The sequence below is a fragment of the Halolamina sediminis genome (genome assembly GCF_001282785.1).
Lineage (GTDB): Archaea > Halobacteriota > Halobacteria > Halobacteriales > Haloferacaceae > Halolamina > Halolamina sediminis.
Genome location: NZ_CVUA01000001.1, coordinates 673,839 through 697,622, shown reverse-complemented (window position 1 = coordinate 697,622; position 23,784 = coordinate 673,839). Strand labels below are relative to the sequence as shown.

At 68.1% G+C, this 23,784-nt stretch carries 24 protein-coding genes; 12 read left to right on the top strand and 12 right to left on the bottom strand.

What is annotated here, in order from left to right; all coding sequences use genetic code 11:
• Positions 1-512 precede the first annotated feature (512 nt).
• The 5 genes from BN1959_RS03570 to BN1959_RS03550 all read right to left on the bottom strand — a co-directional run bounded on the left by BN1959_RS03570 (position 513) and on the right by BN1959_RS03550 (position 7,375).
• Entirely contained in the window at positions 513-1,343 is an 831-nt protein-coding gene (locus BN1959_RS03570; RefSeq protein WP_053947339.1) for an SDR family oxidoreductase, read from the bottom strand.
• Between the two features lie 93 nt (positions 1,344-1,436).
• Positions 1,437-2,237 (bottom strand): endonuclease V, encoded by an 801-nt coding sequence (locus BN1959_RS03565; protein ID WP_053949307.1) that lies wholly within the window; start codon positions 2,235-2,237, stop codon positions 1,437-1,439.
• Between the two features lie 57 nt (positions 2,238-2,294).
• The gene (locus tag BN1959_RS03560; protein WP_053947338.1) at positions 2,295-3,185 is read right to left on the bottom strand and encodes a rhomboid family intramembrane serine protease; all 891 of its coding nucleotides are present in this window, start codon (positions 3,183-3,185) and stop codon (positions 2,295-2,297) included.
• A gap of 45 nt (positions 3,186-3,230) precedes the next feature.
• Positions 3,231-5,573 carry an amino acid permease gene (locus tag BN1959_RS03555; protein ID WP_053947337.1) on the bottom strand — a complete coding sequence of 781 codons (2,343 nt, stop codon included), beginning with the start codon at positions 5,571-5,573 and terminating at the stop codon, positions 3,231-3,233.
• 212 nt (positions 5,574-5,785) lie between these two features.
• Positions 5,786-7,375 (bottom strand): S8 family serine peptidase, encoded by a 1,590-nt coding sequence (locus BN1959_RS03550; RefSeq protein WP_053947336.1) that lies wholly within the window; start codon positions 7,373-7,375, stop codon positions 5,786-5,788.
• A 163-nt stretch (positions 7,376-7,538) separates the two neighbouring features.
• On the opposite strand from BN1959_RS03550, the gene BN1959_RS03545 reads away from it, so the two are divergent.
• Positions 7,539-7,985 carry an NYN domain-containing protein gene (locus tag BN1959_RS03545; RefSeq protein WP_053947335.1) on the top strand — a complete coding sequence of 149 codons (447 nt, stop codon included), beginning with the start codon at positions 7,539-7,541 and terminating at the stop codon, positions 7,983-7,985.
• 84 nt (positions 7,986-8,069) lie between these two features.
• Here BN1959_RS03545 and BN1959_RS03540 read toward each other — a convergent pair whose 3' ends face one another.
• On the bottom strand, positions 8,070-8,408 hold the full coding sequence (locus tag BN1959_RS03540) for a hypothetical protein (RefSeq protein WP_053947334.1): 339 nt from the start codon (positions 8,406-8,408) through the stop codon (positions 8,070-8,072).
• Between the two features lie 127 nt (positions 8,409-8,535).
• Between BN1959_RS03540 and BN1959_RS03535 the strand changes: the two genes are divergently transcribed.
• Genes BN1959_RS03535 through BN1959_RS03525 form a run of 3 tightly spaced genes read left to right on the top strand, consistent with a single transcriptional unit; the run spans position 8,536 to position 10,793 of the window.
• The gene (locus BN1959_RS03535) at positions 8,536-9,243 is read left to right on the top strand and encodes a helix-turn-helix domain-containing protein (RefSeq protein WP_053947333.1); all 708 of its coding nucleotides are present in this window, start codon (positions 8,536-8,538) and stop codon (positions 9,241-9,243) included.
• Positions 9,244-9,296: 53 nt separating this feature from the next.
• The gene (locus tag BN1959_RS03530) at positions 9,297-9,956 is read left to right on the top strand and encodes an HVO_0476 family zinc finger protein (protein ID WP_053947332.1); all 660 of its coding nucleotides are present in this window, start codon (positions 9,297-9,299) and stop codon (positions 9,954-9,956) included.
• Between the two features lie 39 nt (positions 9,957-9,995).
• Positions 9,996-10,793 (top strand): class I SAM-dependent methyltransferase, encoded by a 798-nt coding sequence (locus BN1959_RS03525; protein WP_202594636.1) that lies wholly within the window; start codon positions 9,996-9,998, stop codon positions 10,791-10,793.
• A gap of 21 nt (positions 10,794-10,814) precedes the next feature.
• On the opposite strand, the gene BN1959_RS03520 is transcribed toward BN1959_RS03525, so the two are convergent.
• The 3 genes from BN1959_RS03520 to BN1959_RS03510 all read right to left on the bottom strand — a co-directional run bounded on the left by BN1959_RS03520 (position 10,815) and on the right by BN1959_RS03510 (position 13,535).
• A complete protein-coding gene (locus BN1959_RS03520) occupies positions 10,815-11,180 on the bottom strand; it encodes a DUF5830 family protein (protein WP_053947331.1) in 366 nt (121 codons plus the stop codon).
• Positions 11,181-11,333: 153 nt separating this feature from the next.
• Entirely contained in the window at positions 11,334-12,434 is a 1,101-nt protein-coding gene (locus BN1959_RS03515; RefSeq protein ID WP_053947330.1) for a pyridoxal phosphate-dependent aminotransferase, read from the bottom strand.
• Positions 12,435-13,052: 618 nt separating this feature from the next.
• The gene (locus tag BN1959_RS03510; RefSeq protein WP_053947329.1) at positions 13,053-13,535 is read right to left on the bottom strand and encodes a hypothetical protein; all 483 of its coding nucleotides are present in this window, start codon (positions 13,533-13,535) and stop codon (positions 13,053-13,055) included.
• 128 nt (positions 13,536-13,663) lie between these two features.
• On the opposite strand from BN1959_RS03510, the gene gatD reads away from it, so the two are divergent.
• Together gatD and BN1959_RS03500 are read left to right on the top strand one after the other, a co-directional pair.
• On the top strand, positions 13,664-14,932 hold the full coding sequence (gene gatD, locus BN1959_RS03505) for a Glu-tRNA(Gln) amidotransferase subunit GatD (protein WP_053947328.1): 1,269 nt from the start codon (positions 13,664-13,666) through the stop codon (positions 14,930-14,932).
• Positions 14,929-15,951: a GNAT family N-acetyltransferase gene (locus tag BN1959_RS03500; RefSeq protein ID WP_202594635.1), complete on the top strand. Its 1,023-nt coding sequence runs from the start codon at positions 14,929-14,931 to the stop codon at positions 15,949-15,951. Before gatD ends, BN1959_RS03500 begins: the two co-directional genes overlap by 4 nt.
• A gap of 15 nt (positions 15,952-15,966) precedes the next feature.
• Here the strand turns inward: BN1959_RS03500 and BN1959_RS03495 are convergent, their stop codons facing one another.
• Positions 15,967-16,392 (bottom strand): hypothetical protein, encoded by a 426-nt coding sequence (locus tag BN1959_RS03495; protein ID WP_053947327.1) that lies wholly within the window; start codon positions 16,390-16,392, stop codon positions 15,967-15,969.
• 27 nt (positions 16,393-16,419) lie between these two features.
• Entirely contained in the window at positions 16,420-17,055 is a 636-nt protein-coding gene (locus BN1959_RS03490; RefSeq protein WP_053947326.1) for a class I SAM-dependent methyltransferase, read from the bottom strand.
• 92 nt (positions 17,056-17,147) lie between these two features.
• On the opposite strand from BN1959_RS03490, the gene BN1959_RS03485 reads away from it, so the two are divergent.
• The 5 genes from BN1959_RS03485 (at position 17,148) to BN1959_RS03465 (ending at position 22,134) form a co-directional block, all read left to right on the top strand.
• A complete protein-coding gene (locus tag BN1959_RS03485) occupies positions 17,148-17,780 on the top strand; it encodes an adenylate kinase (RefSeq protein ID WP_053947325.1) in 633 nt (210 codons plus the stop codon).
• Positions 17,781-17,865: 85 nt separating this feature from the next.
• Positions 17,866-18,771: a DUF106 domain-containing protein gene (locus tag BN1959_RS03480; RefSeq protein WP_053947324.1), complete on the top strand. Its 906-nt coding sequence runs from the start codon at positions 17,866-17,868 to the stop codon at positions 18,769-18,771.
• Positions 18,772-18,930: 159 nt separating this feature from the next.
• Positions 18,931-19,284 carry an Hsp20/alpha crystallin family protein gene (locus BN1959_RS03475; RefSeq protein ID WP_053947323.1) on the top strand — a complete coding sequence of 118 codons (354 nt, stop codon included), beginning with the start codon at positions 18,931-18,933 and terminating at the stop codon, positions 19,282-19,284.
• A gap of 56 nt (positions 19,285-19,340) precedes the next feature.
• A complete protein-coding gene (locus tag BN1959_RS03470; protein WP_053947322.1) occupies positions 19,341-21,008 on the top strand; it encodes an ABC1 kinase family protein in 1,668 nt (555 codons plus the stop codon).
• A 49-nt stretch (positions 21,009-21,057) separates the two neighbouring features.
• Entirely contained in the window at positions 21,058-22,134 is a 1,077-nt protein-coding gene (locus BN1959_RS03465; protein ID WP_053947321.1) for an aminotransferase class I/II-fold pyridoxal phosphate-dependent enzyme, read from the top strand.
• A 548-nt stretch (positions 22,135-22,682) separates the two neighbouring features.
• Here the strand turns inward: BN1959_RS03465 and BN1959_RS03460 are convergent.
• Complete coding sequence (locus tag BN1959_RS03460) at positions 22,683-23,213, bottom strand: inorganic diphosphatase (protein ID WP_053947320.1); 531 nt, start codon at positions 23,211-23,213, stop codon at positions 22,683-22,685.
• A 203-nt stretch (positions 23,214-23,416) separates the two neighbouring features.
• Here BN1959_RS03460 and BN1959_RS03455 point away from each other — a divergent pair, with 203 nt between their 5' ends.
• Positions 23,417-23,779: a PadR family transcriptional regulator gene (locus tag BN1959_RS03455; protein WP_053947319.1), complete on the top strand. Its 363-nt coding sequence runs from the start codon at positions 23,417-23,419 to the stop codon at positions 23,777-23,779.
• Positions 23,780-23,784: the final 5 nt, after the last annotated feature.

Here is a 23,784-nt window from a genome sequence, read left to right as displayed (position 1 = left end):
GTGGGTGAACAGTGTGGTTTCTAGATTTTCCGTGATCGAGTAGCCGGCTGCTACCGCGACGGCAACGGCATCTCGATGCTTGGCCACTTGTGACCGCGAGGTGCCGAGCACGAGGCCCATCATCAGAAATCGAAGATTTCTGATTGGCAGACGAGAATCGGAGATTCTCGTCAACGGCACAGCGCCGAGTCCCCACCCCTCCCCCCGCGCTCGCCGACCGCTGGCGAGCGCGAGGCGTCCACCGCCACCGCACCGCGGTGGCTGTCGGCGCGAAGCGTTCGCGTCGACGGACGCGAACCGAGCGCGAGGGACGACCGACTGAGCGAAGCGAAGGAGGGAGTCGGCTGGGGAGGGTCGAGGGCTGTGCGGGCGGTGCGGTCACAAGGTGCCAACGATCAAGCTGCTGTTGCTGTTCGCGGTTGCGGCTGCTTCCAAGAGAGCGACGGTGAGAACGATCCGCTGCATCACATACGCGCCACGAAAATCGAGAGAACTTCGCACCCGAACTCCGCTTAATCGAACCGCTTCCGCGCGAACCGCATCCCCAGATCGACCACCGAGTCCGGGACGAACCGGCTCTTCACCAACAGCGTCGCGAACGTCCCCACGGGCATCCGCGCGGGCGGGTCCGTGAGGTTCGCGGCGTCGACGATCGTCGTCGCGACGGCCTCGGGTTCGACCGCGCCGGGGCCGTCGCCGCCGAGCACCTGCGTGTCCTCAAACGCCGACCAGAACCACTCGTAGGCGCCGGTCCGTTCGGCCGCGTCGCTCTCCTCACTCGCGCGGTCGGTGAAGTTCGTCCGGACCGGGCCGGGCTCGATCAGCACCGCGTCGATGCCGTGGCCCTCGACCTCCCAGCGCAGCGAGTCGGTCATCGCCTCCAGCGCGAACTTCGAGCCCGAGTAGGCGCCGCCGCCGGGCATCGACACCCGCCCGGCCACCGAGGAGAGGTTCACGATCGTCCCCGCGCCAGCCTCGCGCATGTGCGGGAGCACCGCCCGCGTGAGCCGGTGGGGGCCGTAGACGTTCACCGCGAACTGGTCCTCGACGGCCTCCACGGGCAGTTCCTCGGTCGGGCCGAACTGGGCGTAGCCGGCGTTGTTGACCAGACAGTCGATCCGGTCCTCGTTGCGGAGGATCCGGTTCACGACGTTGCGCACGTCGCTGTCGTCGGTCACGTCGAGCTCGTCGACCACGCAGTTCTCGTGGGCCTCGAGATCGGCGATATCGTCGGTGTCCCGCGCGGTCGCGTACACCGTCCACCCGTCGTCGAGAAACGCCTCGGCGGTGGCGCGGCCGATGCCGGACGAACAGCCAGTGATCAGCACCGTCTCCGGTCGCATGGCTGGAGGCTGGGCGGGCCGAGGGTTAAGTGTGCGCAAAGGGAGCCGGTCGGCGCGGCACGAGGAGCCGCGCCGGACAGAGGGCAGCGCGAGCTACTCGTGCTCTGCCTTCACGTCGTCGGCGTAGCGATCCGCGAGCCGGGTCGGCTCGGGGAGCTTGTACCCCGCACACAGCGCGTCCACCAACTCGACCGTCGTCGACGCCGAGACGCGGTGGCCCGGCGAGACGTACAGGGGGTTGATCGACTGATTCCGATCCCACTGTCGGGACTGGTAAGCGTGGCCGATCGTGGTGCCCGCGTGCGCCTCGACATCCTGCTCGCGGGTCGTTTCACTCCCCGCTCGCTTCTCCGTGGTCTCCCGTCGGTCGACCACGCTGTCGTCGGCCTCGATCGGGGTCGACCAGCCCGCGGGACGGTCATCGACGGGCTCGGCGGGCGTCCCACAGAGGAGGTTCTTCGCGACGCCGATACTGGGCAGGCCGAGCGCGACACCGACGTGGGTCGCGATCCCGGCCTGCCGGAAGTGGATCCGGCCGGAGCCGTCGAACACCGCGAGGTCGGGGTCGACGGCGAGCGCTTCGAACGCCGCGAGGATCGGCCCGCCCTCGCGGAACGCGAGCAGGCCCGGGATATAGGGGATCGACAGCGGCGTCACCGCGTGGGTCCGCTCGATCACGGCACCGTCCTGCACCGCGACGATCGCCGACACCGCGCGCTCCTCGAGGAACGACTGGTCGACCCCAACGATCACCGGCGCGTCGCTGCTGCCGAGCCGCTCGTTACCGGTGCTGTCGGCCTCGACTGGCCCGTCCACACCGACAGTCGCGGGATCGAACGGGAGGTCGTCGGCGAAGACGGCTGCATCGGCGATCTCGCGCTGGAGCGCCTCCATCTCCTCACGGGAGAGCGCCGGGTCGGGGCGAAACTCGGGTCGGTCGAGTACCACGGCTCAGAACCGTCCGCCGCCGCGGCCGGGGCCGCCCGGTCCACGGCCGCCGCCGAACTGGAGCTGTCTCGGCGGCTCGACCTGGTCCTGGACGTACAGCCCGTAGGCCAGCCCGATCGCGAGCCCGGCGAGGTGGGCCCAGTGGGCGATCCCGGCGCCGCCGGCGATCTGCCCGAACCCTTGGAGCAGGCTGAGCGCGGCGAAGCCGATGGTGAGCGCCCAGATCGGCACCGGGAGGAAGAACCAGAGGTAGACGGTCAGCCCCGGGTTCAAGATGGTGAGCACGCCCATGATCGCCAGCAGCGCCCCGCTGGCGCCGACGACCGAGGTCGGGATGCCGGGGGAGAGCGCGATGCTCGCCCCGATCTGTGCGAGCCCGGCGACCGCCCCCGAGACGAGGAACAGCCCGACGAAGCGCTTGGTGCCGATGCGGCGCTCGACCACCTGGCCGAAGAAGAAGATCCCGATGCTGTTGGCCGCGATGTGGACGATGCCGCCGTGGGCGAACACCGACGTGACCCACGTCCAGACGTACTCGGGGTGTTCGGACTGGAGCCAGAACAGCGTCGGCTCCAGCGTCGGCGCGAAGACGCGGAGCGCGAGCTGGATCACCCACGCCACCCACATCAACAGCAGGAACACGAACGTCGCGTTGTTCTGTACGTAGCTCCGCCAGAGCGAGCGCGCACGGCGTCGGAGGCCGGCGCGGCTTCCCCCGCTCCTGCCGGCGTCGCGCTCCTCGGCCTGATCGAACACGCCGACGGGGTCGTCCCACTCCAGCCCCGGACAGTCGTGGTTCTCCGGGAGTCGATGCTCCGCACAGAACGAGCCGCCACACCGGCGACACTCGTAGGGCATGTTCTCTTGCTTCCCACACTCGTCACACGTCGCCATTACGCCGAGGTTGGCGGGCACGGCTAATAGGTCTGGGGCTCTCGGCTACAGGTGCTTGCGGAGGTAGCGGTACGGCGCGAACAGCGCCTCGCTGAGGCGGCCACGGTAGCCGCCGGCCGCGGCAGTCGCGTAGACGATCACCGGCACGCCCTGCTCCTCGGCCAGCGACACCGCGCGGTCGGTCGTGGAGCCGAACACCCACTGGCGCAGGAACCGGGTTCGGGTCGCGCCGATTATCAGCGTTGCGTCGCGCTCGGCGGCCTGCTCGACCAGTGTCGCCGCGATGTTCTCGCCGGCGAGATTGTGGACGTGGACGTCCTCGTCGTCGTCGAACACCGCGAGCGTCGGCTCGACGTCCTCCGCGATCCCGCTCTCGCCCTCCGGCTCGACGCTCACGACGTCGATGCGGCTCCCCACGTCGCCCAGCCGTTCGGCCAGGTCGAGCAGCGCGTTGTGGTGCGGGCCGCCGCCGGCGCCGATAGTGACCCGCGAGAGGTCGTCGGGCTGCTCCCCGCCCCCGACGAACAGCGTGTCACACGGCGCCTCGTACTCCACCTGCTCGGTGATGTGGGGGTGCTCCTCGGGGATCCCCATCAGGATGCGGTCGACCTCGTCGTCGCGGGCGGTCTGAAGGATATCGAATGCCACGTCCCGGGAGACGTGCCCCTCCGCGAGCAGGTCAGCCGACACCTCGTCCTCGATCGCTGCGAGCTCGGACTCCAGCTTCCGCATGCGCTCCTCGGCCGTGTCCAGAAACGCCGTCGAGTCGGCCTGATCCGGCACGTCGACGGTGTTGAGCACCTTCACGACCGGCGCCCCGTCGTACAGTTCGCCGATGCGCGAAGCCAACCGCGCGTGGTCGACCGCGCGCTCGAGGCGGTTCACCGGCACCAGCACCGTGAAGCGGTCGTCGACGCTCGGGAGCGTCCGGCCCCCGCCGGCGTCGCCGACGGAGCTGATCACCTGGCGTTCACCCGCGGCCTCGTGGACCAGCTCCTCGGCCTCGGGCGCGCCGCCCCAGAAGACGTAGGCGCCGACGACCGTCAGCGTTAGCGCGACCCCGATAATCACGCCGAGGGTCGGCAGCTTGTACACCAGCGCGACGTTGGCGATCACCCCCAGGATCGGGAGGTAGGGAACGAGCGGCATCTCGAAGCCGCGGGTGAGATCGGGCTTGTTCCGCCGGGAGTAGATCAGTGCGATGTTCACCACCGACAGCGGCACGAGGAGATTGAACGTCGCGAACCCTGTCAGTGGGTTGAGACCGAGCGTCGGGACCACGTCGACGCTGCCGAGCAGGCCGTGGTGGCCAAACAGCGTGATGAACACGAAGATCAGCCCCGCGATCACCGCGGTCGCGGCGCTCACCGAGAAGAACGGCGTCCCGTAGTCGGGATGGATCCGGGAGAGCTTTCGGGGGGCGTCGCCCTGCCGGCCCATCAGCGAGCCGATTCCGGAGGCCGCAAGGATCGACGCGTTCGACGCCGATACCATCGAGAACACGGCGCCCGCGACGATCAGTAGCTGCCCGAACGGACCGAGGAACGCGGCGGCGACTTTCCCCATCGCGGTCTCGCCAGCCTGTAGCACCTCGCCGCGTGGCTGGCCGGCGATGGTTTCCGGCGTGTTCACCATCGCGACGATGACGAACGTGTAGAGCACAGTGACCGTGACGATCGAGGCCGCGATCGCTTTCGGCACCGTGTTCTTCGGGTCGATGATCTCGCCCGCCGAGGCCGCGATGGCGGAGAAGCCGAAGAAGGTGATGAACGCCAGCGCGGCCACCGAGAGGATGTCGGTGGACTGCCCGATCACGCTGCCGAAGCTGCCGGTGAACGTCGCGGTCGCTTGCCCGGGGCCGGCGAAGTTGATCGCGCCGCCGATGAACACGAACAGGACCGCCACCTTCGCCGCCGTGACGATCACCTGGAACGCGCCGGACTCCTCGGTCCCCCGCGCGTTCAGCGTTCCCAGCAGGAGTGCGGCAGTGATCCCGACCGTCCCGTGGGGGAGCACCGACCCGACCGACTCGGGGAGGATGAACAGGAAGAACCACTCGTCCATCGTCGCGAGGTAGAAGGCGGTCGTTCCCGTGTACCCCAGAAACAGCGACGCGCCGATGGCGTAGGTCAGCAGGTCCCGCTCCTCGAACGTGCGGGAGGTGAACAGGTAGCCGCCGCCGTTCTCGGAGTAGATCGACGCGAACTCCGAGTACGCCGCGGCGGTGATGCTCGCGACCAGTGCCGCGATGACGAAGGAGATGACCGCGCTGGAGCCGATCCGGTAGACGGCGGTCCCGGACAGCGAGAAAATCCCCGCTGCGATCATCGTGCCCAGCCCCAGCGCGAACGCGACGCGGAAGCCGAGGGTACGAGTTCGTTCTACCACGTTAGACCACCCATCGCCGTCACGCGGGCGGCGGTATGACCCACATGGCGTGGTGTCACAGACATACCCCGACACTGTAACAGGTACGAGAAAAAATCCTCCGGGTGACGGACGCTGTGTGGGCTGTCTGACCTTTTGTCGGTTGCCGCCGTCGTCCTTCCCGGTTCCTCGCCCTCACCTGCCGGGTCGGGCCGGGCGAGGGCCCGACGACGTTACTGGTACTCGGTGACCGTCATCGTGTAGCTCCCCGAACCGCTGTAGGAGTCCACGTCGACCTGGAGCTCCGTGGCGTCGTCGGGGGCGTCGATCACGATCGTCTCCTGACTGTCGGCGGTGTAGGAGCCGTAGTCGTAGTCGCTCGGCGTCGCGTTCGCGGTGGTGCCGGTGTTGGCGTAGAGGTCGAAGTCGGCGTCAGCGGGGCCGTCGAGTTCGATCACGACCTGCGAGGGGCTACTGTAGTTCCACGCGTAGCTGTAGTCGTCGTAGTCCCAGTAGCCCGAGAGGCTACCGCTGACCGACGACGACGTGGAGTCGCCGCCGTCGCCGCCGTCGCCGCCGTCCCCGCCGCCGCTACCGGGCTCGGTGGTAACTGCTGCCGCGGCGTCGACCTGCCCGCTCCCCTGCTCGTCGCTGGAGAGCCCGATGTCGGCGGCCGTATTCTTGAGGTGGCTCCGGAGGTCACTGTTCGAGAGCGAGTTCCACTGGGCCAGCGTGAGGCCGGCGACGCCGGAGACCACCGGCGTCGCCATCGAGGTGCCCGAAAGCTGCTCGTACCCGCCGCGGGTCTCCGTCGTCGTCGAGAGCACGTCGACGCCCGGGGCGGCGAGTTCGACCGAACTGCCGTACTGGGAGAACGACGCGAGGTTCTCGCCGTCGTCGACCGCCGAGACCGCGAGACACTCGGAGTACGCCGCGGGGTAGGAGACCGACGAGGAGCCGTTGTTCCCCGCCGCCGCGGTCACGAGCGCGCCGTTGTTCGTGGCGTAGCTCACCGCGTTCTTCATCGTCTCCGTGTAGCCGCCACCGCCGAGGCTGAGGTTGATCACGTCGGCGCCCTGATCGGCGGCCCACTGGATCGCGTCGGCGATGTCAGCGGTGGAGCCGCTGCCGTTCTCGTCCAGCGCGCGGCCGTTGATCAGCGTGGAGTTCCCCTGCCCGGCGACGCCGGTGCCGTTGTCGACGACCGCCGCCGCACAGCCGGAGACGTGGGTCGCGTGGTACTCGCTCTGGGCGTCGTCCGGCGCCGGATCACCGTCGCTATCCACGAAGTCCTGTCCCGGGTCGCTGGCGTAGTTGCCCGCGAGGTCCGGGTGGTCGTACTGTGCGCCCGTGTCGACGACGGCGATCGTCACGTCCGAACTCCCGAACGTCGTGTCCCACGCCGTCGGCGCGTTCACCTGCTGGGGCGCGTACTGGTCGCCGAACTGCGGATCGTTCGGCGTCGCCAGCGCCTCGTGGGTGGCGTTCTTCTCGGCGTACTTGATGTGGTCTTTCTTCGTGATGGCCTCGATGAAGTTCTCTCGGGCCTTATCGGCGGCCGTGCTCGGGAACTTCACCGCGACGTAGTGCAGCGTGTCGTTGCTGTGGACGACCTCGGCGTTGCCCGGCACGTAGTTCGCGACGGTGCTCGTGATGTCGTCGGCCGTCGCGGAGACGCCGACGAGGATCTCCTCCTTCTTCGGCCCGGCGCCGCGGCCCGGGGTCGCGGTGCTCACGCCCGCAAAGGCCGCAGTGGCGCCCAGCGCGCCGATACCTTTCAGAACGCTCCGTCGACCGCGTTGGCTGCTGTCACCGTCTGACATGGTGTGCCATCACAACGGAAGATCGAACTTATATTTCTATCGAAAAAGTCCGAATATTTCTTGTTAGCTCGTTAATTATTCTTAGAAACGGTTTCTATCATCAGTTCGCACGACGATCGACGAGTCCCGGAAGCGATATCCCGGGGCGGGCGCAGGCAGATGTATGGACTGGGTGCGGCGGCTGTTCGGCGAGCAGCGAGAGGGGGTTGCGCTGTTCGTCGACGGGCCGAACGTGTTACGCGACGAGTTCGACGTGGATCTGGACGACGTGCGTGCGGCCGCGGCCGCCTCGAGCCGGGTCGTGTCGGCGCGGCTCTACCTGAACGAGCAGGCGCCGGGCAGTCTGATCCGGGCGGCGGAGGCTCACGGGTTCGAGGTGATCACGACCAGCGGCGACGTCGACGTGAAACTCGCCGTCGACGTGGCCGAGTTCGTGCTCCGGAACGGTGTCGAGACCGTCGCGATCGCCTCACGGGACACGGACTTCAAGCCCGCGCTGGAGCTGGCCGGGCGGGAAGGCGTGCGGACGCTGGCGATCGCGCCGGGGAGCTACGGGCGCTCGGACGCGCTGCGGTCGGCGGCCGACGAGAGTGTGACGCTGGAGGAGTAGGCCGGTTCGGGGGTGTCCGGCCCGAAGCGGGGGTACTCACAGTCTTTTCGACCGGCGGTTCGTGGAGGTGGGAAGCGAGCCCCGCTAGTCGGAGTCGTCACGGCTCGGGGACTCACCGAGCTGTTTCGCCGCGTAGAAGCCGACTGCATACATCCCGAAGGCGAACGGCCCGACGGCGAAGATCCCGATCGAGAAGATTCCGACCGAGAACACCCCGACCGAGAACACCCCGACCGAGAAGATACCGGCGGACAACACGCCGAGACTGAAGTTGCCCGCGGCGAGGAACCCGAACGCCGATTGCCCGGCGGCTAACAGTTCGTACCCCGCGATCGTTTCGACGCCCGCCAGCGTCAGTACCAGCACGATCGCCAACAGGCCGATCGCCACGTACCCACCGGAATCCTGCCAATCGAGGTCCATACGGGAGAAGCCGGCGGATACTACATTAATGTTCGTTATGGTTTCTAGTCGCTGGGAACCGCTCACCGACGCCGCCCCGACGAACCGCTCCGATACGCCTTTCTCAGTCCCCCACCCAGCCACAGCCGTGACCGAGAACGCAGAGCGCCGACTCGCCCGCCGGATCGCCGGCGAAGTGGTGATCTCCGACGACCCGGGCGCGACGCTGCGGAAGTGGCGCACCGACTTCGAGGTGTCCCAGACGGCGCTGGCCGAGGAGCTCGGCGTCTCCTCGTCGGTCGTCTCGGACTACGAGAGCGGCCGCCGGGAGAGCCCCGGGATCGGCGTCGTCCGCCGGCTCGTGGAGGGACTGCTCGCGATCGACGCCGCCCGCGGCGGCGCGCACATCCGCCAGTACGCGCGGGTGGTGACCGCGGGGTTCGAGAGCGACATCGTGCTCGATCTCCGGGAGTACACCCGCGCGGTCCCGATGGCCGAGTTCTACGAGGCCACCGGCGCGACCGAACTCGCCGACGGCGGCGCCGAGCACGTCAACGGCCACACCGTGATCGACAGCATCGAGGCAATCACCCGCCTCTCCAGCGAGGAGTTCTACCGCCTCTACGGTGAGTCGACCGATCGTGCGCTCGTGTTCACCGAGGTGACCCGCGGCGAGTCGCCGCTGGTGGCGCTGCGCGTGCTGACGCCGACGCCCAACGCGGTCGTGCTCCACGGGATCGAGCCCGAGGACGTGTGGGACCACGCGCCCACGCTCGCAAAGCGGGACGGGTTCTCGCTCGCGGCGTCGACGAAGGATCTCGACGAGATGCTGGCGGACCTGCGGGCGCTCCCGTGAGTAGCCGACCCGCGAAAACGCGGGCTTAAACCGCTCGAACGGGAACCACGGGTATGAGCGATTCAGCCGAGCGCGTCCCCCTCACCTGTCCGTCCTGCTCGCCCCACGAGCAGACGGTCCACGAGGTGCTGTCGCCGGGCGGGCAGTCGACGGTTCGCTGTACGGAGTGTGGCCACGTCCACAAGCAGACGATCGAGACCCCCGACGAGATCACTGTCGACGTGGTGGTCTCACAGGACGGCGACTCGTACAAGACCACCCTCGATGCCGAGAGCGAGGAGTCGGTCGAGGCCGGCGACGAGTTCGTCGTCGAGACCGAGGCGGCGATCCAGCAGGTCGAGGTCACGAGCATCGAGGTCGGCCCCGAGCGCCGCACCGAACACGCCGAGATGGACGAGGTCGAGACCGTCTGGACCCGCGTCGTCGACAACGTCGGCGTCAACGTCACCATCCACCCCAAAGAGGGCGACGGGCGCAACGAGCAGTCCCGCAGCACCAAGGTGTTCCTCCCGGGCGACTTCGAGTTCGTCGTCGGCGAGAGCCACGAGCTCGGCGACGACGAGTTCACGGTCGACAGCCTCCAGCTCCGTGACGCGATCGCGGACGACTACCGACACAAGAAGCTCGACCACGAGGGCGACCTCGCGTTCGCGAAGGACATCAAGCGCGTCTTCGGCCGCGACGAGCGGACCAGCGCCTGGTCGGCCTGGTAGCGGAAGCGATTTCTCCGATCGGTCCCCCCGTTTCTCCTCATGAGCGACTATGCGACGACCGACGATCCGGCGGCACGCTTCGCGACGACCGCCCAGCAGTACGCCGTCTATCGTCCGGAGTACGACGACAAAGCCATCGACGCCCTGCGCGAGCGGTTCCTCGACGGCACCGGCCGGCTGCTCGACCTCGGCTGTGGTACCGGCCGCCTCGGCGTCACGCTGGCGCCCCACGTCGAGGAAGTCGTCGGCGTCGACCCGAACGAGGCGATGCTCGACCACGCCCGCGAACGCGCGAGCGTCGTCGGCGCCGAGAACACCGAGTGGCGGGTCGGCAGCGACGCCGACCTGCCGGCGATGGCCGACGAGTTCGACCCGCTCCGACTGACCGTGATGGGCCGGTCGTTCCACTGGATGAACCAGGGGCGGACGCTCGACACGCTGTACGACATCACCGAAGCCGGTGGCGGCGTCGCGCTGCTGAGCGACACCGAGTGGCTGGCCCGCGGCACCGCCGACTGGCAGGACGCGGTGTACGAGGTCCTCACCGAGTACCTCGACGATCCGCCCGAACGCACTGGCCCCGTCGAGTACGACGAGTCGTGGGCCGATCTGCTCGACGAGCACGGCTTCAGCGCCGAGAAATGCGTGTTCGACGTCGAACGCGAGTGGGACGCCGACGGCGTGGTCGGCTACCTGCTCTCGCTTTCCTTCTGCTCGCCCGCCGTCCTCGGCGACGACCGCGAGCGCTTCGAGAGTGCGGTCCGGGAGCGACTGACCGAGTTCGACGAGCCGTACGAGGAGGATGCGACAGTCGACGTGATCGCTGGCGAACGGTAGATCCGAACGCCGGCGGAGGGATTACTCTCGTCCGAGCACTTTCCGCACGCAGGAAGGACCGAACGGCCCCAACTCCCCGCTCTCGAACTGGACGAAGTGACCCGTCGAGATGCTCGCGCCGCAGCGTCGGCAGTCGTAGTCGCCCTCGCGTTCGACTACCCCGCTCTCGAACCGGACGAACGTGCCGCCGGTCCGGGTGCGCAGCCGGCCGTCCTCGCGCTCGATCAGCCCGCGCTTCTCGGCGTCGTCGAGGATCTGCCGGGTGAGCGCGGGGCTGGTGGTGACCGCCTCCAGCCGGTCAATCGTCTCCGCCAGCGAGAGCTCCTCGTCTTCCAGATGGGCGAGCAGTTCGAGGCCGAGCTCGCGTTTCTCCTCGCGGGTCGACACTGGCGGGCGTTCTCGCTCGGGGCGCTTGAGCGTTGTGTGGCGGTGTCGACCCTCTTTCGATATCCCGATATCTAGTTTATCGACCGTTCTCGGTGGCCAGCCGACGGTGGGACCGCCATCGGCGAGAGCCGAACAAAGGCAGCCAAAAGGGTGTTACGCGAAGAACTCCGCTAACCGATCGGCCGCCTCCTCGACCCGCGGCGTCACCAGCGCGAAGCGGAGCCAGTCGTCGTACGCCTCGCCGAACCCCTCACCGGGCATCCCGGCAACGCCGGCCTCGTCGATGAGTCGCTCGACGTTTGCCATGGTTCCGGGGTAGCCGTCGAAGCGGGCCATTACGTAGAACGCGCCGTCGGGGCGGGTGTACTCAGCGCCCGCGGCGTCCAGCGCGTCAGTGAACGTGTCCACGCGCTCGCGAACCAGTTCACGGGCCGCCTCGTAGTAGGCGGCGTCGGCACCCTCCAGTCCGCGCAGGACCGCGTGCTGGCCCGGGCGCGTGGTCGCGACGTTGACCAGCATGTGGCGGGCTTTCGCGTTCTCGGCGAGCCACTCGGGGAAGATGGCGTAGCCGACACGGAAGCCGGTGATCGCCAGCGACTTCGAGAAGCCGGAGGTGACGATCCGACGGTCGGAGTCGATCGTGAGCGCGGACTCGAACGTCCCCGAGAGGTCGAAGTGGTCGTACACCTCGTCGACGACTGCGAGGGCGTCGTGCTCCTCACAGAGTCGGACGATCTCCTCGACCTTCGCGTGGTCGTACACCGCGCCGGTGGGGTTGTTCGGCGTGTTGAGCACCACGAGCGCGGTGTCGTCGCTCATCGCCTCGCGGTAGGCGGCCACGTCGAGGCTGCCGTCGCGGTTGGCGGGGACGAACGTCGGCTCGCCGCCGAGCATCCGCGTCTTCCCGGGGTAGTAGGGGTAGACCGGATCGGTCAACAGCACCTCGTCGCCGAGGTCGCGTTCGAGCGCGGCGGCCATCCCGAGGTAGTTCGCCTCGCCGGTGCCGTTGGTGATCACCACCCGTTCGGGGTCGACGCCGCGGCGTTGGGCGATCTCGGCTTTGAGCTCGGCGGTGCCGTCGCTCGGCGGGTACTGGAAGCGGTCGGGCTCGAACTCGGCGTACTCTTTCAGCCCCTCACGGAGCGCCTCGGGGGGCTCCCAGTCGGGATTGCCGCTGACCATGTCGACCACGTCGTGCTCGGCCTCGCCGACGTAGCCCATCACTTGGAAGAACTTCGGCTCCTCGTACTCCATGCGGAGTGGTGTGGGTGGCGGGGGTATGCCGTTTTCGGAGCAGGTAGTCGGATTTTTGGCTGGGTGGGTCTAGGTCGACGGTGGTGTCCAGGGCTCCGAAGCAGGGGATACCGGGGGGACTACGAACACGACTGCGGAGTTTGGTTTTCAGCCGCAAACATCACCGCGGAGTGAGCATGACCACTTGTGACTGCAACCGCGCCGCACAGCCCACAATCCTCCCCAGCCGACTCGCTCACGTCCGTTCGCTCGTCCTCCGAGAGAGCAAAGCTCTCTCGTGCCCTCGCTCGTTTCACTCGCGAGGACCTCGCGCGCTCGTTCGCCCACGGAGGCGTCGTGCGGGCGACCCACGCGTCGCCCGCACTGCCAGCGGGACCGCCGATCCCGCCCTGCTCACGTCGCGCGCCAACAGCCACGGCGGTGCGGTGGCGGTGGACGCCTCGCGCTTGCCAGCGGTCGGCGAGCGCGGGGGGAGGGGTGGGGACTCGGTGCCGCGCCGGGCCTCGTGCCCGGCGCACTGCGGTCGCAAGTAGTCGACGAACGAGCTGCTGTTGCGGTCGCTGTCCGGGTACTCCCGGACCGAACGGTCGACGGTCGAGACGCTATCGAAGTCGCCGCCTACCCCTCGATCGACTTCGTCAGCCCGTCACGGAGGTCACGGCCGAAGTAGTGCCCCAACACCGATGCGACCGCGCCGCTGCCGGCGCCGATCGCCCCCAGCGCCAGCCCGTACTGCTGGAGCCACTCGACGCCGATCGGAAGGAACACGCCGCTGAACACCTGCGTCACCGCCAGCACCGCCGCGACAGCCGCGCCCGCGACGGCGACTTCGAGGTACTGTTGGTGGGAGCGAACGGCGCCGAGGAGGAACGTCGCCGCGAACACGCCGACGATCCGGCCGACCGTCCCCAGGAACGGAACGAACCCGCCGATCGCGCCGCCGACGGCGACGCCCGCGACGACGACGGCGAGCGCGAGCAGGAACCCGCGGATCGAGAAGACGCGACCGACGCGCCGCCGGACGCTCGCGAGCCGGCCGCCGTCGCTCGACGCCTCCGCCTCGGCGGTCGTCTCGTCGTCGCGTTCGAGGGAGCGCTGCATGGGTCGACGTGGGACGCCCGAGGGCATGGGTCTTGCGCCCGCTCGCAGGTGGATCCGGGGGACTGCCAAGCAACCGAAGACCCGCCCAAAGAAGCAGTTTGAAGTCCGACCGACGGAAAGTTCCGCCCATGAACCCAGGGGACCGTGTCCGCGTCGAACACGACGACGCGACCGACGAGGGCGTCCTGATGCCCACGACCGACGAGGACCATCTCGTGCTCAAGCTCGACGGCGGCTACAACGTCGGGATCAGCCGGGAGGAAGCCGACGTCGAGGTTGTCGAGTCCGGCGTGTACGACATCGAAGAGAGCGAGGCCGGCGGCGAAGCCTCCGAGATCGAGTTCGACGCCGACCTGCCGACGGTTGCGCTGGTCTCGACCGGCGGCACCATCGCCTCCACCGTCGACTACCGCACCGGCGCCGTCACCGCGCGCTTCGACGCCGAGGACGTGCTGCGGGCCGTCCCCGAACTCGCGGGGCGGGCGAACTACCGCGGCCGGGTCGTGGCGGACATCCTGAGCGAGAACATGACCCCCGCGATCTGGCAGGAGCTCGCCGAAGCCGTGAAAGAGGAGATCGAGGCCGGCGCCGACGGCGTGGTCGTGATGCACGGCACCGACACGATGCAGTTCTCCGCGGCCGCGCTGTCGTACATGCTCGACACGCCGGTCCCGATCGTGTTCACCGGCAGCCAGCGCTCGGCGGACCGGCCCTCCTCGGACAACGTGATGAACGCGGTCTGTGCCGTCGAGGCGGCGACCGCCGACGCCGCCGAGGTGATGGTCTGCATGCACGCCACCCCTTCCGACGACGACTGCGCGCTCCACCGCGGCACGCGCGTCCGGAAGAACCACACCTCCCGCCGTGACGCCTTCGAGACCGTCGGCGGCGAGCCGCTCGGCACCGTCGACTACGAGAGAGCGAAAGACGGGCAGGGCGACGCTGCCGGCGTCTCCTTCCACGACGACTACACCGCCCGCGGAGAGGGGGAGCTCGCGATCCACTCCGAGCTCGCGACCGACGTGGAGCTCGTCAAGCCGACGCCGGGGATGGATCCGGCGGCGTGGGACTACCTCGACGGGAAGGACGGCGTGATCGTCGAGGGGACCGGGCTCGGCCACGTCCACACCGACATCATCCCGCGGCTCGAAGAACTGGTCGAGGACGGCACGACCGTCGCGATGACCTCCCAGTGTCTCGAGGGGCGGGTCTGTGACCGCGTGTACGACACCGGGCGGGACCTGCTCGACGCCGGCGTCGTGGAGTCGGGCGACACGCTCCCCGGCACCGCGAAGGTGAAGCTGATGTGGGCGCTCGCGAACACGAACAACCCCGCGGACGCGATGGGCCGGGATCTGGAAGGCGAGCTCACCGAGGAGTCACAGCCCTGGACGTGACTGGGGGAATCGACTACGCCGACGACGACGAGATCGTGGTCCGGGAAGCGGTCCCCGGCGACTACCCCGCAGTCGCCGCGTTCACCGCCGACACGTGGGAGAGCGGCGACTACATCCCCGACGCGTTCCCGCGGTGGATGGAGTCCGACGACCCGGACACGCGAACCTTCGTCGCCGTCGACACGACCGCGTCGCCGCCGGCGCCCGAGGACGTGGATGCCGTCGACCCCGACGACGTCGACGAGGTAGCCGACGACCGCGCAGTGGGAATCTGTCAGGCGGTCGGGCTCAGCGAACACGAAGGATGGATGCAGGCGATGCGGGTCGATCCCGAGTACCGCGGCCGGGGGCTCTCCCGGGCGCTGAACGACGCCGGCTTCCACTGGCTGTACGAGACGGGCCGACGCGTCGCCCGGAACATGGTCTTTTCGTGGAACACGGGCGGGCTGGGTGCCTCGCGGTTCAACGGTTTCGACCCCGGTACCGAGTTCCGGTGGGTGCAGCCCGACCCGGACCCGGAAGCGACCGCACGGACCGACGCAGCGGGCGAGACCGGCGCCGACCCCGACGCCACGTGGGGGTTCTGGACCGACGCGGGCGCCCGCGACGCGCTCGACGGGCTCGCGCTCGACGACTCGGAATCGTGGGCGCTGTCGGAGCTGACCCGGGACCGACTGCGGCAGGCAGCCGCGGACGATCGCCTGCTCGTCGTCTCGGCGCCCGACGGCGGAGTCGGCGGCTTCGCGTTCCGCGCCCGGACCAGCGAGCGCGAGGACGACGACGGCGAGACCACGGTCCGCGGAGAATACGGCGTGGCAGCGTGGGAAGGACCCGACTCCTGCGACGCGCTGCTGGCGGCGATCAGTCGTGACGCCGCCGCGGTCGGCGCCGACACGACGCGCGTGCTGATTCCCGAATCCGTCGAGTGGGTCAGCGACGCCGCGCTAGCGGGCGTCGACGTGGGCGACGAGCCCGACTTCGTGATGCGGGCGGACCTGACCGAGCGCCACTGGGCGTAGCGCGTCGGTCCGCGATCAGACCGCTACGACCCACGCGCGGTACCCCTCCTCGCGCTCGTACACGTCGCGGAACACCCGGTCCGCGAAGTCCGCGAGGCGGTTGGCGTCCGAGCGGGCGGTGATCCGGACGTTGGTTCCCTCGGCGGTGTCGGGCGACTCCAGTTCGTCGATACGGAACTCCGGGAACTCGTCGACCAGCGCCTTCATGCGGTCGAGTTCGGCGTCGGTCACGTCGAGGTTGAACGTCTTCTCGGCGAACTGAAGCCACGGCTGGGGCTCCTCTTCGTCCCCCTCGTCCTCCCCGTCCGGATCGAACGCGGGCGATTCCGGCGGGGCGGCCTCGATCGTGAGAAACGCGCTGCCGCGGGTGCGGTGGGCGGTGACGGCGTCGGCGAACAGCTTCCGTCGATCGGTCGGCGTATCGGCGTCGAAGCGGGTCATACCGGCTCTCGGGCGGCCGGCGACTAATCAGTCCCGGACCGCGAGGAACGTGTGCCACTCCTCTTCGTCGCTGATCTGCTCGGGCTCGAACCCGGCGTCGGCGAGCTGCCGTTCGAGTGGCGCCTCCCGCCAGAGTGTGAACCGTCGCCCGTCGGCCAGTTCCATCGCGTCCTGCTCGTGGGCCTCCCGTGCCTTCGCAGACAGCAGCAGCGGCCCGCCCGGACGCAGGACGCGAGCAAACTCGCGGAGGGTCGACGCCGCGTCCGAGCGCGGGAGGTGGAGGAACGCGGCGCTGCTCCAGAGGCCGTCTGCGGCGTCGTCCCGGACCGGGAGCCGCCGCATGTCGCCCTGCAGGAAGCGCGCCCGGGACACGTCGTCGCGAGCCGCACGGAGGAACGGCCGGGTGATATCCAGTCCGACCGCATCGAGGCCGGCATCAACGAACGTTGCACTGTCGGCGCCCGGGCCACAGCCGAGATCGAGCACGCGCGGCGGCCGGCCGGCAAGATTCGGGAGCGCGTCGCGGAACGCCTCGCCGTGCAGCGCCGTGAGACTCCACTCGCGGTACTTCTCCACGAACCGCTCGGCGTTGGCGGCGTACGTCTCGACTGTCGGAGCTACGTCGACGTCCTCGTCGTCGATCCGTCGCGGACTGTCGGTCACAGGGCCATCTCGACGGACGGGACCAAAACGCTACCGCGCCGTCGCCAGCCGCTTTCTTCAAGCCTTTATGCTCGGCCCGAGTCCGACTCGATATGGCCGACCACCACATTCTGCTGCTGGGGCCGCCGGGCGCCGGCAAGGGAACGCAGGCGAAGAAGCTCTGTGAGACGTACGACCTCGACCACGTCTCGACGGGCGACGCCCTGCGGGCGAACAAAGACATGGAGACGGAGTACGGCACGCCCCGCAGCTTCATGGAGGCGGGCGAACTCGTCCCCGACGAGGTCGTCAACGAGGTGCTGGCGGCCGCACTCGAGGATGCAGACGGCTACGTCCTCGACGGCTACCCGCGCAACCTCGACCAGGTCGAGTATCTCGACGACGCGACCGAGCTCGACTACGTGTTCTTCCTCGACGTCGACCGGGAGACGCTGGTCGATCGCCTGACGGGCCGGCGGGTCTGTACGGAGTGCGGCGAGAACTACCACGTCGAGTTCGCCCCGCCCGAGGAGGAAGGCGTCTGTGACGCCTGCGGCGGCGACCTCCACCAGCGCGACGACGACGAGGAGGACGTGGTCCGCGAGCGCCTCGAAGTGTACGAGGAGAACACCGAGCCGGTGATCGAACAGTACCGCGACGCCGGCGAGCTCGTCGAAATCGACGGCGAGGGTGCACCCGAGGACGTGTTCGGGCGGCTGACCGACGCGGTCGACGGCGACGACTGAGCCGGCCGGGCGCGGCTTTCTCGCCGCCGCCGTTCTGCAGCGACAAGTAAAAGCTTCATAACGCCTGGTAGCGAAGGCCGAGTCAATGGTACGGACCGAGAAGCGCGTCCGCGAACTCGTCTCGGAGGACCCCGAGATACGGGACGTCCTCGAGACGGTGCTCGACCGCGCCGACGACGGCGAGGTGGGCTGGACGGACGTGAAAGGCGAGATCGAGAGCGGCCAGTGGGGCCGGCTGATCGAGAAGGAGGTGCTCGTCGAGGGCGACACCGGGTTCCGGATCGACGACCCCGACGCCGTCCGTGAGGCGCTCGAGGGTGACGACGACGACCTCACCAGCTCCTCGGTCGACCTCGACGACGTGGAGAGCACGTCCTGGTCGAAGTGGGACAAGCTGGCCGGGGTCGGCACGCTGCTGTTCATGGTCGGGTACGCGTACACCCCGATCCGGAACGCCGTAGGCGAGACGCTGGACCTCGGGCTCGGCCCGCTGCTCGACGTGCTGCCGTTCTACGCGGTCGTGCTGCTGCTGGCGATGACCACCGGCCTCTACTCCACGGTACTGCGCGCGCTCCTGATGGATATGGACAAGATGAGCGCCTACCAGGACCGGATGAAGGACATCCAAGAGCGCCGGAAGGAGGCCAAGGAGCGCGGTGACGACGCCGCGATGCAGGAGATCCAGGAGGAGCAGATGGAGGCCATGGGCGACCAGCTCGGCATGTTCAAAGAGCAGTTCCGCCCGATGGCGTGGATCATGTTCCTCACCATCCCGGTGTTCCTTTGGATGTACTGGGCGATCGGCGCCCGGGGCGCGAGCAGCCACCACGTGCTGACAGAGGTCGTGTTCCCGATCTGGGGCACGCTGGAGTGGACCGAGCCGATGCTCGGGCCGATCCGGCCGTGGATCTTCTGGTACTTCCTCTGCTCGACGGCGTCGATCCAGATCATCCAGAAGGCGCTCAACATCGAGATGACGCCGTCGACCTGACGCGGTCTCGCCACTTTTCTCTCGATCCGTCGCTGCTTCGTCGGGCCATCGTCACGGCTGAACATCGTCGCTCAGTCGCACCACCACCACGGTTGTCCGCCAACGTGGTGTCGCGCCACCACCGCCGGCTTTTTCGACACTCCGCCCCATACTCCGAGCATGGACACAGTTCGCGAGGCGCTCCAAGAGCTCCCAGATGCGGTGTTCGCCGACCTGCTCGAGAGCGAGTCCGCCTACCGGCTCGTGATCGACCTGCCGGGGGCGACAGCCGAGACGACCGATCTGCGGAGCGAGGGGGGTCGGCTCCACGTCGAAGCGCGCCGCGAGAAGGCGTTCGGCGGCGAGTTCGACTACGTCCGGGAGGATCGGCCACTCTTCCTCGACGCCGAGATCCCGCTCCCGCCAGACGCCGGGACCGACGCCGAGGCGTCGATGGAGCGCGGCGTGCTCACCGTCACCGTCCCCAAGCGCTCGGCCGGCCCCGCCGAGTCGATCGACATCGACGACGCCTGATGCTCGGACCGACCGCCAGCCCCGAACCGACGCGCCCGAGGATGGGGTGATCTAGACTGGTCTCTCTCCGTGCCTACTGGCGGTTCCTCGTCGTCCTCAAGGGCTTTTTCCCCCTGCTGTTCGCGTGGGCGAGAGATCGCAAGCGGTTCCTCCTGTTCGGGCGGAGCCGCAGCGTCGACAGCGAGACGCGCGTCCGGCGGGCCGAGGCGCTACTCGAAACGCTGCTGACGCTCGGCCCGACGTTCATCAAGCTCGGCCAGCTGCTGTCGACGCGGCCGGACATCCTCCCGCCGGAGTACGTCGACGTGCTCTCGAGCCTGCAGGACGAGGTGCCGCCCGCCGACTGGGCGGAGGCAAAGGAGGTGCTCGAAGACGAGCTCGGTCCGGTCGAGGAGACGTTCGACGAGTTCGACAGCGAGGCGATCAGCGGCGCCAGTCTCGGACAGGTGTACCGCGCAGTGCACGACGGCAAGCAGGTGGCCGTGAAGGTGCGCCGACCGGGAATCGTCCCGTTGGTCAACGCCGATCTGAAGGTGCTTCGCTGGTCGCTGCCCGTGATCGTGTTCTTCGTCAACGAGTCGAGTTCGTTCTCGCTGTCGAACCTGGCCGAGGAGTTCTCGAAGACGATCCGACAGGAGATGGACTACGGCCGCGAGCGCGTGATGCTCGAGGAGATCAGCGAGAACTTCGCGGCCAACGAGGATATCCGCATCCCCGACACCCACGAGGCAGCCTCCGGGGAGTCGGTACTGACGATGGAGTACCTGCCCGGAACGAAGATCAACGATATCGACGAGCTCGACGCGAAGGGGATCGACCGTACCGAACTCGCGACGCGACTCCAGCGCATCTACCTCCAGATGATCATCGAGGACGGCGTGTTCCACGCCGACCCCCACCCCGGGAACCTCGCGGTCGACGACGAGGGCGCGGTGATCTTCTACGACTTCGGGATGAGCGGGCGGGTCGACCCGTACATCCAGGAGAAGATCGTGGAGTTCTACGTCGCGATCGCCGAGCAGGACACCGACGCGATCCTCGACGCGCTGGTCGAGATGGGGACGCTCTCGCCGGAGGCCGACCGCGAGGTCATGGGCCGGGTGATGGAGCTCGCGATCCAGGACGCCCGGGGCGAGGACATCGAGCAGTACCGCGTCCAGCAGATCATCGAGCAGGTCGAGGGGACGATCTACGAGTTCCCGCTACGGCTGCCGCGGAACCTCGCGCTGGTGCTCCGGGTCGCGACCGTCGTCGAGGGGGTGTGTGTCACGCTCGACCCCGAGTTCGACTTCATCAGCGTCGCGACCGACTACCTCACCGAGCAGGGGTACCGCGAGCAGACCGCCCGCCGGATCGCGAGCGACGCCGCCGACCGGGCTCAGGAGACCGCGGGCGCGCTGGTGTCGGTTCCCCCGAAGCTCGACCGCGTGCTCGACGGGATCGAGGGGGAGAACCTCACGGTCAACATCAACGTCGAGGACGGCGACGACGTGTTCCGGGACCTCGCGAAGCGGCTGATCCTGGGGATTTTCGTCGCCGCGGGCGTGCTCTCGGCGGCGTTGATCTACGCGTTCGGACAGGACTGGCGGGTCTCCGCGGGCATCCTCGCGGTGATCGCACCGCTGGTGTTCGCGCTGTGGCGCTCGTTCCGGCGCAAGCAGCGGTCGGTCCGGGCGACGCCGCAGTTCACCCGCCAGAACATGCGGGAGCGCGAGCAGAAGTAACGGTCGCCGGCAGCAGGTGGTTTTTGCCGGCCGGCGACACAGAACCCGTATGGACGTTTCCCCGTTCGGCCTCGAACGCTGGTTCGCGGAGTACGAACACGAGGCCGACATCATGCTCGCCGAGAGCGGGATCCGCTCGCTGCCGGCCGACCGCTTCGACCTCGACCCCGGGAAGCTGGGGTACGTAATCCCGACCAACGGCGACCCCGAGTTCCGCGCCGACGTGGGCGAACGCTACGGGCGGAGCGCCGAGGAGGTGCTGTTCACCGTCGGCACGCAGGAGGCGAACTTCCTCACGTTCCTCTCGCTGCTGAACTCCGAGCACGGCGACCACGCGGTCGTCGTCACGCCGACGTACCAGGCGCTGCACGCCGTCCCCGAGGCGTTCGGGGAGGTGACCCGCGTTCCCCTGAACCGTGAGGACTGGAGCGTCGACGTGGCCGGGGTCCAGGAAGCGATCCGCGACGACACCGCGGTCGTGGTGCTCAACAACCCCAACAACCCCACCGGGAACTACCACGACGAGGAGAGCGTTCGCGAACTGTACGACCTCGCGGCCGAGCACGACGCGTACCTGCTCTGTGACGAGGTGTACCGGCTGCTCGCCGAGGCGCCCATCACGCCGGCAGCGGCGCTCGGGGAGTACGGCATCTCCACGACCAGCCTCACGAAGGCGTACGGGCTGGCGGGGCTACGGTTCGGCTGGGTCGTTGGCGACGCGGACGTGGTCGAGCGCGCGTGGCGCTGGAAGGACTACACGACCATCTCGCCGACACTGTTCGGCCAGCACGTCGCGAAACAGGCGCTGGGCGAGCAGGAGGAGGATATCCTACGCGAGAACCGCGACCTCGCCACGAAACACCGCAAAATCGTCGCCGACTGGATCGACCAGCACGGCCTCGACTGGCACGAGCCGGTCGGCGTCAACGGGTTCGTGACAGTCCCCGACGGGTTCGAGAATGCGGAGGAGTTCTGCCGCGTCGTGGTCGAGGAGGCCTCGGTCGTGCTGGCGCCAGGGCACCTGTTCGGCCCCTACGAGAACCGCTTCCGGATCGGGTTCGGCCTCCCGACCCCGGAGCTCCGAGAGGGGCTGGACCGGGTCGGCGACGTGATCGAGAACCGTTAGTTCTCGTCCTCGTCGTCGTCGCCGTCGTCGGCCGTCGCCGCCGGCCCGGGCACGACGGTCACGTGGTCGATACCGACGGAGTGCTGTTTCGTGGCCATATCTACTAGGTGGGCCGGGACACCCAAGAGATTACCCATACGCATAACGTATCGCCGAGCGTCGAGCGATACCTCCGGGACATATCTATGTTCGTGGGGTATCGGTCGGTCTCGGCTGAGAACTGGAACGCATCGACGGCGACGACGCCACGTCGACTCGACGCGCTCGCGGGCCTGGAGGGTGCGCGCGAAACGACGCCGGCAGTCGCGGTCGCTCGCGAGCCGGAATCAGTCATCACACAGTCACGGCAACACGCTCCAAGCGAACAACATAGCGTCGTTCGCCGCTCGCGAGCCGTAATCAGTCATCACACAGTCACGGCAACACGCTCCAAGCGAACGACATAGCATCGTTCGCCGCTCGCGAGCCGGAATTGTCGTCACACAGTCACGGCAACACGCTCCGAGCGAACGACATAGCGTCGTTCGCCGCTCGCGAGCCGTGACTGGTTAGAAGTTCTCGTCGTACAGCTCCTGTGCGTGCTCGATGGCGTCGAGCGCCGCGTCCTTGTCCTCCCAGCCGAGGGTGGTGACCTCCTTACCCTCCTCGAGGTTCTTGTACGTCTCGAAGAACTCGTCGATCTCGTCGAGGGTCTGCTGGGGGATGTCGTCGAGGTCGTCGATGTGGTCGAAGCGGGGGTCCTCGCTGGGGACGGCGATCACCTTGTCGTCCTGCTCGCCGTCGTCGTCCATCTTCATCATCGCGACCGGGCGGGCCTCGATCACGCAACCGGGGAACGTCGCGTCCTCGACCATCACCATCACGTCGAAGGGGTCCTCGTCGTCGTAGTAGGTTTGCGGGATGAAGCCGTAGTCGTAGGGGTAGTGGACGTTCGAGTGCAGCACGCGGTCGAGCACGACGCCCGGCACGTCCTTGTCGTACTCGTACTTGTTCCGCTCGCCCTTGAGACACTCCACGATCGCGTAGATCTGCTCGGGCGCGTCGGGCCCGGTTTCGAGGTCTTCCCAGAGGTTCGTCATGCCTCCTGAGGTTCCGCCAAGCCGGGCAAATGCTTTTCGGGACGTTCCTGTCCGGGCGAAAACGCTTTTAGGCAGGGACGAGTATCATCTGTCACGAGCACTGGACGAACACCCTACTGTGTGCTTTCGGCGGCCGCACCCCGGGAAGGGGGGTCGGCCGTCTCCACGGTTGTGGGGAGAGCGGACAGTGCCACACCCTAACAATGTCAGAGGCAGAAGCAGTCACCGACGAAGAGCCAGGTATCGCACGAGACCTCACAGCGTTCCAGCAGAACATCCTCGTCATCCTCTCCGAAGAGGCGATGTACGGGCTCGCGATCAAACGCGAACTCGAGGAGTTCTACGGGGCGGAAGTGAACCACGGCCGACTCTACCCCAACCTCGACGATCTGGTCGAGCTCGGGCTGGTCGAGAAGAGCGAACTCGACAAGCGAACCAACCAGTACGCGCTGACCGAGAAGGGCCACGAGGCGGTTCTCGACACGCTCGAGTGGACGCTCTCCCGGTACGTCACCGACGAGAGCCGCGCCGACGAGGTCCGCGAGATCGTCGACGAACAGAACTGACGGCA

Coding starts and splice junctions, on each gene's coding strand:
- BN1959_RS03485 (WP_053947325.1), top strand. CDS start 17,148: ATGGCCGACCACCACATTCTGCTGCTGGGGCCGCCGGGCGCCGGCAAG.
- BN1959_RS03465 (WP_053947321.1), top strand. CDS start 21,058: ATGGACGTTTCCCCGTTCGGCCTCGAACGCTGGTTCGCGGAGTACGAA.
- BN1959_RS03525 (WP_202594636.1), top strand. CDS start 9,996: ATGAGCGACTATGCGACGACCGACGATCCGGCGGCACGCTTCGCGACG.
- BN1959_RS03460 (WP_053947320.1), bottom strand. CDS start 23,213: ATGACGAACCTCTGGGAAGACCTCGAAACCGGGCCCGACGCGCCCGAG.
- BN1959_RS03570 (WP_053947339.1), bottom strand. CDS start 1,343: ATGCGACCGGAGACGGTGCTGATCACTGGCTGTTCGTCCGGCATCGGC.
- BN1959_RS03510 (WP_053947329.1), bottom strand. CDS start 13,535: ATGCAGCGCTCCCTCGAACGCGACGACGAGACGACCGCCGAGGCGGAG.
- BN1959_RS03480 (WP_053947324.1), top strand. CDS start 17,866: ATGGTACGGACCGAGAAGCGCGTCCGCGAACTCGTCTCGGAGGACCCC.
- BN1959_RS03545 (WP_053947335.1), top strand. CDS start 7,539: ATGGACTGGGTGCGGCGGCTGTTCGGCGAGCAGCGAGAGGGGGTTGCG.
- gatD (WP_053947328.1), top strand. CDS start 13,664: ATGAACCCAGGGGACCGTGTCCGCGTCGAACACGACGACGCGACCGAC.
- BN1959_RS03530 (WP_053947332.1), top strand. CDS start 9,297: ATGAGCGATTCAGCCGAGCGCGTCCCCCTCACCTGTCCGTCCTGCTCG.
- BN1959_RS03455 (WP_053947319.1), top strand. CDS start 23,417: ATGTCAGAGGCAGAAGCAGTCACCGACGAAGAGCCAGGTATCGCACGA.
- BN1959_RS03475 (WP_053947323.1), top strand. CDS start 18,931: ATGGACACAGTTCGCGAGGCGCTCCAAGAGCTCCCAGATGCGGTGTTC.
- BN1959_RS03565 (WP_053949307.1), bottom strand. CDS start 2,237: ATGGAGGCGCTCCAGCGCGAGATCGCCGATGCAGCCGTCTTCGCCGAC.
- BN1959_RS03515 (WP_053947330.1), bottom strand. CDS start 12,434: ATGGAGTACGAGGAGCCGAAGTTCTTCCAAGTGATGGGCTACGTCGGC.
- BN1959_RS03550 (WP_053947336.1), bottom strand. CDS start 7,375: ATGTCAGACGGTGACAGCAGCCAACGCGGTCGACGGAGCGTTCTGAAA.
- BN1959_RS03560 (WP_053947338.1), bottom strand. CDS start 3,185: ATGGCGACGTGTGACGAGTGTGGGAAGCAAGAGAACATGCCCTACGAG.
- BN1959_RS03495 (WP_053947327.1), bottom strand. CDS start 16,392: ATGACCCGCTTCGACGCCGATACGCCGACCGATCGACGGAAGCTGTTC.
- BN1959_RS03540 (WP_053947334.1), bottom strand. CDS start 8,408: ATGGACCTCGATTGGCAGGATTCCGGTGGGTACGTGGCGATCGGCCTG.